At 65.5% G+C, this 12,848-nt stretch carries 9 protein-coding genes; 2 read left to right on the top strand and 7 right to left on the bottom strand.

Annotated features, from left to right (window positions below; all coding sequences use genetic code 11):
* Positions 1 to 202: 202 nt before the first annotated feature.
* Positions 203 to 1,102 carry an SMP-30/gluconolactonase/LRE family protein gene (locus tag AC1MLZ_RS15835; RefSeq protein ID WP_480959309.1) on the bottom strand — a complete coding sequence of 300 codons (900 nt, stop codon included), beginning with the start codon at positions 1,100 to 1,102 and terminating at the stop codon, positions 203 to 205.
* Between the two features lie 91 nt (positions 1,103 to 1,193).
* Here AC1MLZ_RS15835 and AC1MLZ_RS15830 point away from each other — a divergent pair, with 91 nt between their 5' ends.
* Complete coding sequence (locus tag AC1MLZ_RS15830; RefSeq protein WP_480959308.1) at positions 1,194 to 2,834, top strand: thiamine pyrophosphate-binding protein; 1,641 nt, start codon at positions 1,194 to 1,196, stop codon at positions 2,832 to 2,834.
* 8 nt (positions 2,835 to 2,842) lie between these two features.
* Here the strand turns inward: AC1MLZ_RS15830 and AC1MLZ_RS15825 are convergent, their stop codons facing one another.
* The 3 genes from AC1MLZ_RS15825 to AC1MLZ_RS15815 all read right to left on the bottom strand — a co-directional run bounded on the left by AC1MLZ_RS15825 (position 2,843) and on the right by AC1MLZ_RS15815 (position 7,677).
* Positions 2,843 to 3,358 carry a hypothetical protein gene (locus AC1MLZ_RS15825; RefSeq protein ID WP_480959307.1) on the bottom strand — a complete coding sequence of 172 codons (516 nt, stop codon included), beginning with the start codon at positions 3,356 to 3,358 and terminating at the stop codon, positions 2,843 to 2,845.
* A 55-nt stretch (positions 3,359 to 3,413) separates the two neighbouring features.
* A complete protein-coding gene (alaS, locus tag AC1MLZ_RS15820; RefSeq protein ID WP_480959306.1) occupies positions 3,414 to 6,065 on the bottom strand; it encodes an alanine--tRNA ligase in 2,652 nt (883 codons plus the stop codon).
* Positions 6,066 to 6,396: 331 nt separating this feature from the next.
* Positions 6,397 to 7,677 (bottom strand): M24 family metallopeptidase, encoded by a 1,281-nt coding sequence (locus tag AC1MLZ_RS15815; RefSeq protein WP_480959305.1) that lies wholly within the window; start codon positions 7,675 to 7,677, stop codon positions 6,397 to 6,399.
* 71 nt (positions 7,678 to 7,748) lie between these two features.
* On the opposite strand from AC1MLZ_RS15815, the gene AC1MLZ_RS15810 reads away from it, so the two are divergent.
* Positions 7,749 to 9,086 (top strand): dicarboxylate/amino acid:cation symporter, encoded by a 1,338-nt coding sequence (locus AC1MLZ_RS15810; RefSeq protein WP_480959304.1) that lies wholly within the window; start codon positions 7,749 to 7,751, stop codon positions 9,084 to 9,086.
* Between the two features lie 302 nt (positions 9,087 to 9,388).
* Here the strand turns inward: AC1MLZ_RS15810 and AC1MLZ_RS15805 are convergent, their stop codons facing one another.
* From AC1MLZ_RS15805 to recA, 3 genes are all read right to left on the bottom strand, one after another.
* Positions 9,389 to 10,024: a glutathione S-transferase family protein gene (locus AC1MLZ_RS15805; RefSeq protein WP_480959303.1), complete on the bottom strand. Its 636-nt coding sequence runs from the start codon at positions 10,022 to 10,024 to the stop codon at positions 9,389 to 9,391.
* A gap of 17 nt (positions 10,025 to 10,041) precedes the next feature.
* A complete protein-coding gene (locus tag AC1MLZ_RS15800; protein ID WP_480959302.1) occupies positions 10,042 to 10,878 on the bottom strand; it encodes a class I SAM-dependent methyltransferase in 837 nt (278 codons plus the stop codon).
* Positions 10,879 to 11,376: 498 nt separating this feature from the next.
* Positions 11,377 to 12,450, bottom strand: a complete 1,074-nt coding sequence (gene recA / locus AC1MLZ_RS15795) for a recombinase RecA (protein WP_480959301.1) — start codon at positions 12,448 to 12,450, stop codon at positions 11,377 to 11,379.
* Between the last annotated feature and the right edge of the window lie 398 nt (positions 12,451 to 12,848).

Below are 12,848 nucleotides of genomic sequence, written 5' to 3'. Positions count from 1 at the left end.
CTCCTCTGGTCTTTCGCCTCGCATAAGCTGCCGCCTCTCGCTCGGCAACGTCAGTCGAGCCACGCTTGGCTACTCTCCGTCATGCCGGGCTTGTTCCGGCATCCACGGTTCCGCGGACTCGATAGTAGTGAGCATGCGGAACGGTGGACCTCGGAACAGGTCCGGGGTGACGGAGGAGCTGGACGCCCTCCTTCCCATCCCTTCAGTACGCCAGCTTCAAGCCGGGGCGCCTCCACCGCATCTTCACCAGCCGGCCGCTGCCGGAACAGGTGATGTACGCGTCCATGCCGTCCGCGCCGCCCCAGCAGATGTTGGTGGTGAAGACGTCGTCGGTGGCGACGAATTCGACCAGCTCCCCCGCCGGCGAGATCACGCTGATCCCGCATTCGCCGATCGTCGCGACGCAGATGTTGCCGCACGCCTCGACGCCGAGCGAGTCGAAGAACTTGTAGCCGGCGGGGCGGTAGAGCGGCGTGCCAGAGGCGCTGGCGACCTTGCCGGGTGTGACGAGGTCAAAGGCCATGAGGCGGCAGGTAAAGGTTTCCGCCGCGTAGAGCCGCGTGCCGTCTGGCGAGAGGCCGATACCGTTGGGGTTCTCGCTCGGAAAGATCACTTCTTCGAGGTGGCTGCCGTCGGCTTTCGCGTAGAAGATGCCGGTGATGTCGCGTTCGCGGTCGCGCGATTTTCCGTGGTCGGTGAACCAGAAGCCGCCGTGCGAGTCGAAGACGATGTCGTTGGGACCTCGGAGCGAGCAGCCGAAATCGCCGTCCTTGTAGAGGATCTCGACCGCGCCGGTGGCGATGTCGATGCGCTCGATGCGGCCGCCGGAATAGTCGTGCGGCTGGCCGTGCGGGGTGAGGAAGCCGTTCGCCTCACGCCATGCGAAGCCGCCATTGTAGCAGCAATAGAGCTTGCCGTCGGGGCCGATCGCGAGACCGTTGGGGCCGCCGCCGGGTTCGGCGACCGTCGACTTGGTACAGTCGGCCGCGATACGGGTGATCCGGCCGGCTTCGATCTCGACGAGGATGACGCCGCCGTCGGGCATAGCGACCGGACCCTCGGGAAAGCGCAGGCCGTCGGCGACGGTGGTGAAGTCGGTCATGATCCTCTCCGGGCGAGTCGGGTTGGTCCCGGCTTCGACGCCAGCGTAACCGTTTCTCGACTTCGCGCACAACGGACGGCAGGATGCGCCGATGATCATACCACGCACCGGCGGCCGTATCCTGGTCGACCAACTCGTCGCACAGGGCTGCGACCGGATTTTCACCGTGCCGGGAGAGAGTTTCCTGGCCGTCCTCGACGCGTTGCACGATACGCCGGCGATCGACCTCGTCGTGTGCCGGCAGGAGGGCGGCGTTGCGTATATGGCGTGCGCGGACGGGACGCTGACGCATCGGCCGGGGATCGCATTCGTCACCCGCGGGCCGGGCGCGACCAATGCGTCGATCGGCGTGCATGTCGCGATGCAGGATTCGCAGCCGATGATCCTCTTCGTTGGCGATATCGACCGCGGCACGCGCGACCGCGAGGCGTTCCAGGAGATCGATTTCCAGGCGATGTTTGCCCCCATCGCGAAATGGGCGGCGCGGATCGACGATGCGCGGCGGATACCGGAATATGTCGCGCGCGCCTATGCGACGGCGATGTCGGGGCGGCCGGGGCCGGTCGTGCTGGCTCTGCCCGAGGATATGTTGCTGGATGCGGTCGAGGCGGTCGATCGGCCGCGGGTCGAGCGGGTGGCGCAGGCTTGCGATGCCGATACGATGGATTTGCTCGCCGACTTGCTGACGACGGCGGAGCGGCCGGTGGCAATCGTCGGGGGCGCGGGGTGGGATGTGGCGGCTTCGGGGGCGTTCTCGACGTGGGCGGATCGTAACGGCGTTCCGGTGGCGGCGGCGTTTCGGCGGCAGGATGCCATTCCTAACGACTGTCCGGTGTGGGCGGGGAATTTGGGGTACGGGCCCAATCCGAAGCTGGTCGAGCGGGTGAAGGCGGCGGATCTGCTGCTGATCGTCGGGCCTCGTCTGGGGGAGGCTACAACCGATGGTTACGCACTGATTACGCCGGATCATCCGGGGCAGCGGCTGATCCATGTGCATCCCGATCCGGATGAGCTGCACCGTGCCTATCGTGCTGATGTGGCGGTGTGTGCGGGGATGGAGGAGTTTGCGGAGGCGCTGCTGGTGCTTGACCTGCCGCCGCGGTCGGCTGGGTCCGAGGCACATGCGGAGTGGCTCGCGTGGTCTACGCCGACTCCGCGGGATCTGGTCATGGACCTGGGGCCATGCGTGGCGGCGATGCGCGAGCGGCTGCCGGCGGATGCGATCATCTGCAATGGCGCGGGGAATTATTCGGGCTGGTGGCATCGGTATTGGGCGTATGCCGGGCCGGGGACGCAGCTTGCGCCGACCGCAGGGGCGATGGGGTATGGCGTGCCGGCTGCGGTCGCGGCGTCTTTGCGGCATCCGGAGCGGATGGTTGTCGCGCTTGCGGGGGACGGGTGTTTCCTGATGAACGGGCAGGAACTGGCGACTGCGGTTGCGCACGGGGCGGACATGCTGGTGCTGGTGGTGGACAATGGCGGGTACGGGACGATCCGCATGCACCAGGAGCGGGAATATCCGGGGCGGGTTTCGGGGACTGGGTTGCGGAACCCGGACTTTGCCGCGCTGGGGCGGGCTTATGGGTGTTGGGCTGAGACTGTTTCTCGGACCGAGGATTTTGCGAGGGCTCTCGAACAGGCGATGGCACGGTCTGGTGTGCGGTTGTTGCATCTGGTGACAGATATCGAGGCCATCACCGCCGGGACTACGCTGACGAAGATGCGGGGCTGAGCGCTCCTTTACGGTCGGCGGTGAAGTTTGATGACGAGGCCACCGTCCCCCTTCAACGTAACCGTTTCTCCCGATCGCAGAGCGACCGCGTCGTTCATCTCGATCGTTCGCGTACTCGACTGGACCGGACATTGCCCGGTTCCGGGCCGGGTCCAGCGTAACGTCATCGCGATGCCGCTCTCCGCCTCGCCAAACCGGGTCGGCCGCAACTGCAGCGAGAACCCCGTCTGCATGCCGTTTCGGTATCCGCCCCGCGTACCGCAATCATTTTCGTCAGCGTCGGTCTGATCGCGTCTAAAGCTTGCCGTGGTGCTCGACGACACGCGCATCGGCCCTGCCCAGACGACCGCGCCATCAGCCCGGACATCGACATCGACGACATAGCGCTCGACAGGCATCCTACCGTCGAACCCGCCTTGCATGAAGGCCCGCTGCATCATCGGCGGGGCAGGTGGCGCGGGTGGTGCCGAAGGCGCTGTCGGCAAGATCGCAGAAACCGTCTGGATCAGGGTCGTCACGATCATGATGCTCTCCTAGAAATCATCATCGTGACGCCGAACCCTTAGCGCTTCGACAGGATTATGCGTTAATGACCTCAAGCGCGGCGCGCACCGCGGCGACTGCTTCCGCTGCCTTGTCGCCATCCGGGCCACCGCCCTGCGCCATGTCGGGACGGCCACCGCCGCCCTGCCCGCCGAGCGTCGCTACCGCAATCTTGAGCAGGTCCACCGCGTTGTGGCTCGCTACCAGATCCGCCGTCACGCCGACCGCGACCGAGGCGCGGCCTTCGTTGATCGCAACCATTACCGCGATGCCGGAGCCAAGGCGCTGTTTGGCCTCGTCGACCGCGCCCCGTAGACCCTTGGCTTCGAAGTCGTTGAGCACTTGGCCGATGAACGCGACGCCGCCGACCTGTTCGGGGCCTGCCGCTTCGCCGGAGCCACCCCCGCCGAGCGCAAGTGCCTTCTTCGCATCGGCGAGTTCGCGTTCGAGGCGGCGGCGGTCTTCGAGCAGCGACGCGACGCGTGCCGGAACCTCGTCGGGGGTCGACTTCAAGACCGCCGCTGCTTCGCGCAGGCGATCGTCGCGGCCGGTCAGATACGCGCGTGCCGCTTCGCCGGTGAGGGCTTCGACACGGCGGATACCGCTGGACACTGCGCCTTCGCCAACGACCTTGAACAGGCCGATATCGCCGAGCGCGTTGACATGTGTGCCGCCGCACAGCTCGATCGAGTACGTGCCCTCGTCAGTCGACCCCATCGACACGACGCGCACTTCGTCGCCATATTTTTCGCCGAACAGCGCCATCGCGCCCATCGCGATCGCGTCGTCGGGGGTCATCAGCAGCGTCGTCACCGCGCCGTTGCCGCGAACCTGCGCGTTCACGTCGGCCTCGACCTGCGCGATGTCGGCGGGGGTCATCGCGACCGGCTGCGAGAAGTCGAAGCGCAGGCGATCGGGCGCGACGAGGCTCCCCTTCTGCGCGACGTGCTTGCCGAGGCGTTCGCGCAGGGCCTCGTGCAGCAGATGGGTCGCGGAGTGGTTGGCGCGGATCTGTGCGCGGCGCGCGACGTCGATCTGGAGCTTGACCGGATCGCCAACCTTGATCTCGCCCGCATTGACGATCGCGTGATGGACGAAGACGCGGCCTAGTTGCTTCGAGGTCTCGGTGACGTTGGCACGTAAACCGGTGTCGTTCGAGATGTGGCCCGCGTCGCCGACCTGTCCACCGCTCTCGCCATAAAAGGGCGTCTGGTTGACGACGATCGCGACCGTATCGCCGACCGTTGCGTGGTCGACCCGCGCGCCGTCCTTGACCAAAGCGACGACTTCGCCCTCGCCGGTATCCGACGCGTAGCCGAGGAACTCGGTGCCGCCGGTCTGCTCGACGATGTCGAACCAGATGTCGTCCGAGGCCTTTGCGCCCGAGCCCTTCCAGGCGGCGCGGGCGGCGCGCTTCTGCTCGGCCATCGCAGTGTCGAAGCCTTCGCGGTCGACGGCGATGTTGCGCTCGCGCAGCGCATCCTCGGTCAGGTCGTACGGGAAGCCGAAGGTGTCATAGAGCTTGAACGCGACGTCGCCGGCCAGCGTGCCGTCGGTCATCCCGGTAGTTGCCTCGTCGAGCAGCTTCAGTCCCTTGTCGAGCGTCTGGCGGAAACGCGTTTCCTCCTGCTGCAACGTCGCCTCGATCAGCGGGCGTGCGCGCGACAGTTCGGGATACGCGGCGCCCATTTCGGTGACGAGCGCGGCGACCAGTCGGTGCATCAGCGGCTGCTTGGCGCCGAGGATGTGTGCGTGGCGCATCGCGCGGCGCATGATCCGGCGCAGGACATAGCCGCGGCCCTCGCTCGCGGGCAGCACGCCGTCCGCGATCAGGAAGCCCGCGGTGCGCAGGTGATCGGCGATCACGCGGTGACTGGCGGTGTTGGCGCCATCGGTCGCGGTGTGCGTCAGCGCGCCCGACGCCGCGATCAGCGCCTTGAACGTGTCGGTGTCGTAATTGTCGGTGACGCCCTGCATGACGGCGGCGATACGCTCGAGCCCCATGCCGGTGTCGATCGAGGGTTTTGGCAAATTGCCGACGATCTCGGCATTCTCCTGCTCGTACTGCATGAACACGAGGTTCCAGATCTCGACGAAACGATCGCCGTCCTCGTCGGGGCTGCCGGGAGGGCCGCCGGGGATGTGGTCGCCGTGATCGTAGAAGATTTCGGAGCACGGCCCGCACGGCCCGTTGTCGCCCATCGACCAGAAATTGTCCTTGGTCGGGATGCGGATGATGCGGTGATCGGGCAGGCCCGCGATCTTCTTCCAGAGGTCGAACGCCTCGTCGTCGGTGTGATAGACGGTGGCGGTCAATTTATCGGGCGACAGGCCCCATTCGCGCGTGAGCAGCGTCCAGGCGTGGGTGATCGCCTGTTCCTTGAAATAATCGCCGAACGAGAAATTGCCGAGCATTTCGAAGAAGGTGTGGTGGCGCGCGGTGTAGCCGACATTGTCGAGATCATTGTGCTTGCCGCCGGCGCGGACGCATTTCTGCGACGAGGTCGCGGTGGTGTAGGGGCGCGATTCGAGGCCTGTGAAGACGTTCTTGAACGGCACCATCCCGGCGTTGACGAACATCAGCGTCGGGTCGTTCTGCGGCACGAGCGGTGCGGAGGGCACGATCTGGTGCCCCTGCGATCCGAAATAGTCGAGGAAGCCGCGGCGGATGTCGTTCGTCGATGTCATGGCGGGGACTTAGGCGAGCGGGGCGGTTCGCTCAAGTGAGGTGTGTGAGGAGGCTCGGACGTACGCCGTTGAAACGACGAAAGCTTGTTTCCCCGCGAAGGCGGGGACCCAGACTGGGCTCCCGCCTTCGCGGGAGAACAAGGGGGTGCTGCCGTCGCCCCCTTTCACACCCACCACCCCACAACACTGCCACCCCGGCGAAGGCCGGGGCCCAATTGGAAAGGTGGAAATAATGGAGCGCGGTGCCTCGTTATCACCGTCCCCCAATTGGGCCCCGGCCTTCGCCGGGGTGGTGGAGTGCGCGGTGAGCGTGACTGCCTCGTTGGAGGCATTACCCCAACGGCGCGTCGAGCGACTTGGGCGGTTCGCTGAACCATTTCGGGCCAGCGTCGGTCATGTGGAAGCAATCCTCGATCCGCACGCCGTACCGTCCGGGGATGTAGATGCCCGGCTCGTCGGAGAAACACATACCCGCCGCCAACTTCGTGGCCTCCCCGCGGACGAGGTTGACGGGTTCGTGGCCGTCCATGCCGATGCCGTGGCCGGTGCGGTGCGACAGGCCGGGGAGTTTGTAGCCGGGGCCGTAGCCAAGCGTTTCGTAATGCCGCCGAACCGCATCGTCGACGCTGCCCGCCGTCGCGCCGATTGTCGCGGCGGCGAACGCAATCTGCTGGCCGCGGGCGACCTGGTCCCAGGTCTTCCGCTGGTCTGCGGTCGCCGCGCCGTGCACCCAGGTGCGCGAGATGTCGGACTGATAGCCCTGCACGGTGCAGCCGCAATCCATCAGCACGACTTGGCCTTCAGCGACGCGGTGGATCTCGCGGCTGCCGTGCGGATAGGCGGACGCTTCGCCGATCAGCGCCAGCGCGAATTCGGGGGCGCCGCCGAGCTTGCGGGTCGCGGCGTTCATCAGCGCGCCGATCTCCGGGCCGGTCATGCCTTTCTCGACGCGCGGCTTGGTCCAGCGATAGGCCGCAAGCGTGACCTCGGTCGCCGCCTGCATGAGCGCGATCTCGGCGGGGGTCTTGATCATCCGGCAGCCGCGGACGACGGGGTCGGCGGACACGATCTTCGCATCCGGCAGCACGCGCTGGAGACCGGCATAGGCGAAATACCGCACCTCCGCCTCCAGCCCGATCGGCCGCGCGGCCAGCTTTCGGTCGCGCAGGAAGCCGGCGGCGACGGCGAGCGGGTTCTCGTCCTCCTGCCAGACGCGCACCTCGGCGGGGACGGCGAGCGTCTCGCGCACCGATGGCTCCTCGAAGAACGGCGTGACGATGCACGGCTCGCCTTCGACCGGCAGGATCGCCAGCGTCAGCCGCTCGCTCGTGTGCCAGCGAACGCCTGTGAAGTAGATCATCGACGATCCCGGCTCGATCAGCACCGCGCCGATGCCCGCCGCTTTCATCAACGCCTGCGCGCGGACCAGCCTCGCGGCGCGTTCGGCGGCATTGATCGGCCTGGTCGTGCCGGTGATGTCGGACAGCGCCGACAGATCGGGTTCGGCCGCGCGGAGGATCGCGGTGGTCGACAGCAACGGCGCCGCGATCGCGAGGCTCAGCAGGTCGCGACGCGAGGGACTGAAGGCGGATTTACGGGGTGTGGTCGACATCGCCGGACGATAGGGTCCTTGACCCGGGCGCCGCAATCCCCTTCCCTGTCCGCAATTCTCGGGAGCGATTAATGGCCAAGCGGCTAACCTATTACATCTTGTTCGGCCTCGTCGCGGGGATGGTCGTCGGCTGGGTTCTGAACGCGTCGATCGACAACGGCACGCCGGAGTCCGCGGCGCAGTTGAAGGACATCGCCGGCTATTTCTCGATCGTGACGTCGCTGTTCCTGCGGTTGATCAAGATGATCATCGCACCGCTGGTCTTCTCGACGCTGGTCGTCGGGATCGCGCATATGGGGGATACGGGCGCGCTCGGTCGCGTCGGGTTGCGCAGCCTTGGCTGGTTCGTCTGCGCGAGCCTATTGTCGCTGACGCTGGGCATGATCCTGGTCAACGTGTTGCAGCCGGGCGTGGGCCTCGCGCTCGCGATCCCGCCGGCGACCGCTTCGAGCGGTGTCGATGCCGCGGCGTTCGATCTTGCCAAGTTCATTTCGCATATCGTGCCCGATTCGATGATCGCGGCGATGGCGAGCAACGAAATTTTGCAGATCGTCGTGTTCTCGGTGTTCGTCGGCGTCGCGATCACTGCGGTCGGCGAAAAGGCCGCGCCTCTGGTCAAGGCGATCGAGGCGCTGGTCGCGGTGATGCTCCAGATCACCAATTACGTGATGCGGTTTGCGCCGTTTGCAGTGTTCGCGGCGGTGACGGCGACGCTCGCCGAGCGGGGGCCGAGCATTCTTGGCGATCTCGGCTATTTCATGCTGACCTTCTATCTCGGGCTGGCGCTGCTGTGGGCGATGCTGATCGGGATCGCGTTCCTGCTGATCGGGCCGCGGACGCGGTTGCTGGTGCGGTATATTCGTGATCCTTTGATCCTCGCCTTCTCGGCGGCATCGTCGGAGGCGGCATATCCGCGGACGTTGGAGGCGCTCGACCGGTTCGGCGTGCCGCCACGGATCGCGAGCTTCGTGCTGCCGCTCGGCTATTCGTTCAATCTCGACGGATCGATGATGTACATGACGTTCGCGTCGCTGTTCATTGCGCAGGCCTACGGCATAGACATGCCGATCGGGCAGCAGATCGCGATGCTGCTAGTGCTGATGGTCACGTCGAAGGGGATTGCGGGCGTGCCGCGCGCGTCGCTGGTGGTGATTGCGGGGACGCTGTCGATGTTCAAGATCCCGGAGGCGGGCATCCTGCTGATCCTGGCGGTGGATCATTTCCTCGACATGGGGCGCTCGGCGACGAACGTGATCGGCAATGCGGTAGCGGCGACTGTGGTGGCGAAGTGGGAGGGCGGGCTTGACGAGCGTGAGCCGGCCGACCGTGATCCGCCGGCGGCGCCGACCGGGCATGGGCCGAAAACCAATATCGACAGCTATGAGAAGATTACGCCGGGGCAAGCTTAGAGTGCGATGACTTCAGGTTAATCCATCACGGCTTCCTCCTCTTCAGGGGAGGGTTGGGGTGTGTTTTCCCAAGCGGCGGTGCCAGTCGATACCCCCCCCTGAAGGGGAGGGGTGTCGTTACAGCGCGAAAGTTTGAAGACCGCGTTTCGGGTCTTCCCGTCATCCAAGGCTTGTTCCGGGGTCCATCGTTCCGAGAACTCATACCCCTTGATCATGTGGAACCGTGGATGCCGGAACGAGCCCGGCATGACGGATTTGGATGGGATTTCGCTTCACCCAACGCTTCGGCTGTGCCCCACCCGTCAGGCGTAGGCGTAGGGGCCGCCCTTTTTTAGGCCGGCCTGGTACGCGGGGCGCGCGTGGACCTTGGCCAGCCAGGCGATCGTCGCGGGGCGCGAATCGTTCAGGCCGCCGCGGCTGCGCGCGGCTTCGAGGGGGAAGCTCATCATGATGTCGGCGGCGGTCATATCGGCGCCGGCGAACCAGGGGCGCTGCGACAGCTCGGATTCGACATAGTCGAGATGGACGTCGATCATCGGCTGGATCTTCTTGACCGCGACCTTGCCCATGATCGGGATGCGCCCGAGAACCAGTTTCAGCAGCAGCGGCGGCATCATCGAGCCTTCCGCGTAATGGAGCCAGAACCGGTAGCGGAGTGCGTCGGCGCGTTTGGCGGGCGCGCCCAGTTTGCCGTCGGCCTTGTCGACGAGATATTCGACGATCGCGCCGGTTTCGGCGACGACCTGGCCATCTTGGACGTCGGCATCCTCGATAACCGGCGACTTGCCTAACGGATGGACTTTCTTGAGTTCGGGCGGGGCGAGCATGGTCTGCCTGTTCCGCTCGTAGCGCTTGATCTCGTAGGGGAGGCCGAGTTCCTCGAGCATCCACAGGATACGCTGTGATCGCGAGTTTTCGAGGTGGTGGACTATGATCATGCTGGCTCCCCTGTCGTTTATCCGGCCGATTTGCTCGCCGTCCAGATCCAGGCGACGGCGGGGAATTCCACCGTGGCGCCGTTGCCGTGACGTTCACAGACCTGGGTGAGACGCGCGATGTGGCGCTCGCGTTCCTCCGGGGCGGCGTCGCGAATGGCGGAGGCGGCGGGGCCGATGCGGCGGAAATAGTCGACGGCGTCGGCTACGGGGTCGACGCCCTCGCCTGCCCGGTAGGCGAAGTCGATGCGCTCAGGTCGGGCGGCGTGCCAGCCGGCGTTTTCAAGTATCGTCGCGACATAGGTTGGATCGGCGAATGCGAAGGGCCCGGGTGCGGTGCTTGCCGGGGCGTCTGCGTCGCCGCCGGTTGCAGTGATGGTTTCGGTCGCCCAGCAGTTGGCGGCGCGTTCGGCGAAACAGGAAAAAACGAGCGTCGCGCCGGGGGCAGCGGCTTTGGCCAAGGTAGCGAAGGCCGTGATGGGGTCTGCGAAGAACATCACGCCGTGGCGCGAGACGTAGAGGTCTGTCGGGGCATGGTTCGGGGCGGCGACGGTGATGTCGGCGCATTCGAAGCTGGCATTGGCTTGGGTTGCGGCGCGGTGTCTGGCGATCTCGATCAGGGCTGGCGAGAGATCTATGCCGGTTACAACCGCGTTCGGGAGGGCTTGCGCGGCGGCTAAAGTGGTTGCGCCGGCGCCGCAGCCTATGTCGATGATCTTGTGGGTTCGGGGGGGCGCGGCGGCTAGGATCGCTGCGTTCAAATGTGGGGTCAGGTTGGTGAAGCTGCGGTCGGTTCGGCGCCATTCTTCAGCCCAGACGTCGCCTATTCTGCCGGTCCAGTCATAGGCGGTGGTCATGGGTTGGGGTACTTTATGGTTGCGGTCTGGGGCTGCGGTTTGGAGTGAAGTATAGGAAGTATAGTCGCTGGCGTGGGTTTGGCGTTGGGTATTTGGAGGTTTCGCGGAGCCCGTTGCGTTACTTTGCTCGGCAGTCTGCGCTTCGTTGTTTCCCCGCGAAGGCGGGGATCCAGGCTGGGCTCCCGCCTTCGCGGGAGAACAAGGGGGGGACGGTGTTCACGCGCCAGTACGGTGCTTTTTGCCGCGAGGGAGCTTGGCCTGGTGCGGGACTTCTTTGAGCCGCCTTGCCAATTGGACCCCGGCCTTCGCCGGGGTGGTGCTGGGGATGGCTGGCGCGGTGTTAGTTCACTACGTCTTTGCATCATCGGTTTTGCATCATCGGTCGTACACGTGCTCGGCTATCATGCGCGTGCACCATTCACCGCGTGCCCTCACCCTCCCATTGCGAGGGCAATGGGCCCCTCCCTCTTCTCCCCTTAGGGAGAGGGGTTTAGGGGGTTAGGCGTCGTCTTCGACGTCGGGGCCGGCCATCATTTCCTCGGCGACCTTCTCGGTGCGGGCGCGGATCTGCTTTTCGAGGCGGTCGGCGGTTTCGGGGTTGTCCTTGAGGAAGGTCTTCGAGTTCTCGCGGCCTTGGCCCAAGCGGACGCTGTCATAGCTGAACCACGCGCCCGATTTCTCGACGAGCCCGGCCTTTACGCCGAGATCGAGGATTTCGCCGAGCTTCGAGACGCCCTGCCCGTACATGATGTCGAACTCGACCTGCTTGAACGGCGGGGCGACCTTGTTCTTGACGACCTTCACGCGGGTCTGGTTGCCCGTCACTTCTTCGCCGGCCTTGATCGCGCCGATGCGGCGGATGTCGAGGCGGACCGAGGCGTAGAACTTCAGTGCGTTGCCGCCGGTCGTCGTCTCCGGGTTGCCGTACATGACGCCGATCTTCATGCGGAGCTGGTTGATGAAGATCACCATGCAGCGCGAGCGGCTGATCGAGCCGGTGAGCTTGCGCAAGCTCTGCGACATCAGGCGGGCCTGGAGGCCGACATGGCTGTCGCCCATCTCGCCTTCGATTTCGGCACGCGGCACGAGCGCTGCGACCGAGTCGACCACGAGCACGTCGATCGCGTTCGAACGGACCAACGTGTCGACGATCTCGAGCGCCTGCTCGCCGGTGTCGGGCTGCGAGACGATCAGTTCGTCGATGTTGACGCCGAGCTTCTTGGCGTAGACCGGGTCGAGCGCGTGCTCGGCATCGACGAACGCCGCGGTGCCGCCACCCTTCTGCGCTTCGGCGATCACGTGGAGCGCGAGCGTGGTCTTGCCCGACGATTCCGGACCGTAGATCTCGATCACGCGGCCGCGCGGCAGGCCGCCGACGCCGAGTGCGATGTCGAGCCCGAGCGAGCCGGTCGAGATGACCTCGACCTGCATGGTTTCCTTCGAGCCCAGGCGCATTGCCGAGCCCTTGCCGAAGGCGCGGTCGATCTGCGCGAGCGCGGCGTCGAGCGCCTTCTGGCGGTCGTTGGTTGCGGTTGCCATGCCGGTGTCGATCACTTTCAGATTAGCGGTCATTGATAAGCTCCCATCGCTAAAGCAAGCGCGCGTGCCATTCAACGCGTCAAACGCCATGTATTCTCTTTGTTCTTATGGAACAAGTAGGGAACGTTGGGTTTTTGCGGGAATTTTGCGGTGGCTGGGTCTGGGGAGGGTCGCGGAGCAACAGCCCGAGACGAGCTGGTGCCTGCCTGAATTGGATAGCTGCCCCGTCGGCGGAGGCTGGGTGAAGAAGTTGGAGTAACGAAGTGCGGCTGTCCGTCAGCGACGTTTCCCAATTGGGCCCCGGCCTCCGCCGGGTGGGTGCCTGTGGGTGGGTCACCTGCCGAAAAAATGTGCGGGTTACGGGCCAACGGGCTGGGTGATTAGGTCGAGATCGGTTCGGATTGTTCGGCATAGGCTCTGGCACTGGCCGA

It is taken from the genome of Sphingomonas sp. PEI4 (assembly GCF_056679955.1).
This window is presented reverse-complemented; position numbering and strand designations above follow the sequence as displayed.

Excerpts from the sequence above, each read along its gene's own strand:
- AC1MLZ_RS15835 (WP_480959309.1), bottom strand. The coding sequence starts at position 1,102 with ATGACCGACTTCACCACCGTCGCCGACGGCCTGCGCTTTCCCGAGGGT.
- AC1MLZ_RS15830 (WP_480959308.1), top strand. The coding sequence starts at position 1,194 with ATGATCATACCACGCACCGGCGGCCGTATCCTGGTCGACCAACTCGTC.
- AC1MLZ_RS15825 (WP_480959307.1), bottom strand. The coding sequence starts at position 3,358 with ATGATCGTGACGACCCTGATCCAGACGGTTTCTGCGATCTTGCCGACA.
- alaS (WP_480959306.1), bottom strand. The coding sequence starts at position 6,065 with ATGACATCGACGAACGACATCCGCCGCGGCTTCCTCGACTATTTCGGA.
- AC1MLZ_RS15815 (WP_480959305.1), bottom strand. The coding sequence starts at position 7,677 with ATGTCGACCACACCCCGTAAATCCGCCTTCAGTCCCTCGCGTCGCGAC.
- AC1MLZ_RS15810 (WP_480959304.1), top strand. The coding sequence starts at position 7,749 with ATGGCCAAGCGGCTAACCTATTACATCTTGTTCGGCCTCGTCGCGGGG.
- AC1MLZ_RS15805 (WP_480959303.1), bottom strand. The coding sequence starts at position 10,024 with ATGATCATAGTCCACCACCTCGAAAACTCGCGATCACAGCGTATCCTG.
- AC1MLZ_RS15800 (WP_480959302.1), bottom strand. The coding sequence starts at position 10,878 with ATGACCACCGCCTATGACTGGACCGGCAGAATAGGCGACGTCTGGGCT.
- recA (WP_480959301.1), bottom strand. The coding sequence starts at position 12,450 with ATGACCGCTAATCTGAAAGTGATCGACACCGGCATGGCAACCGCAACC.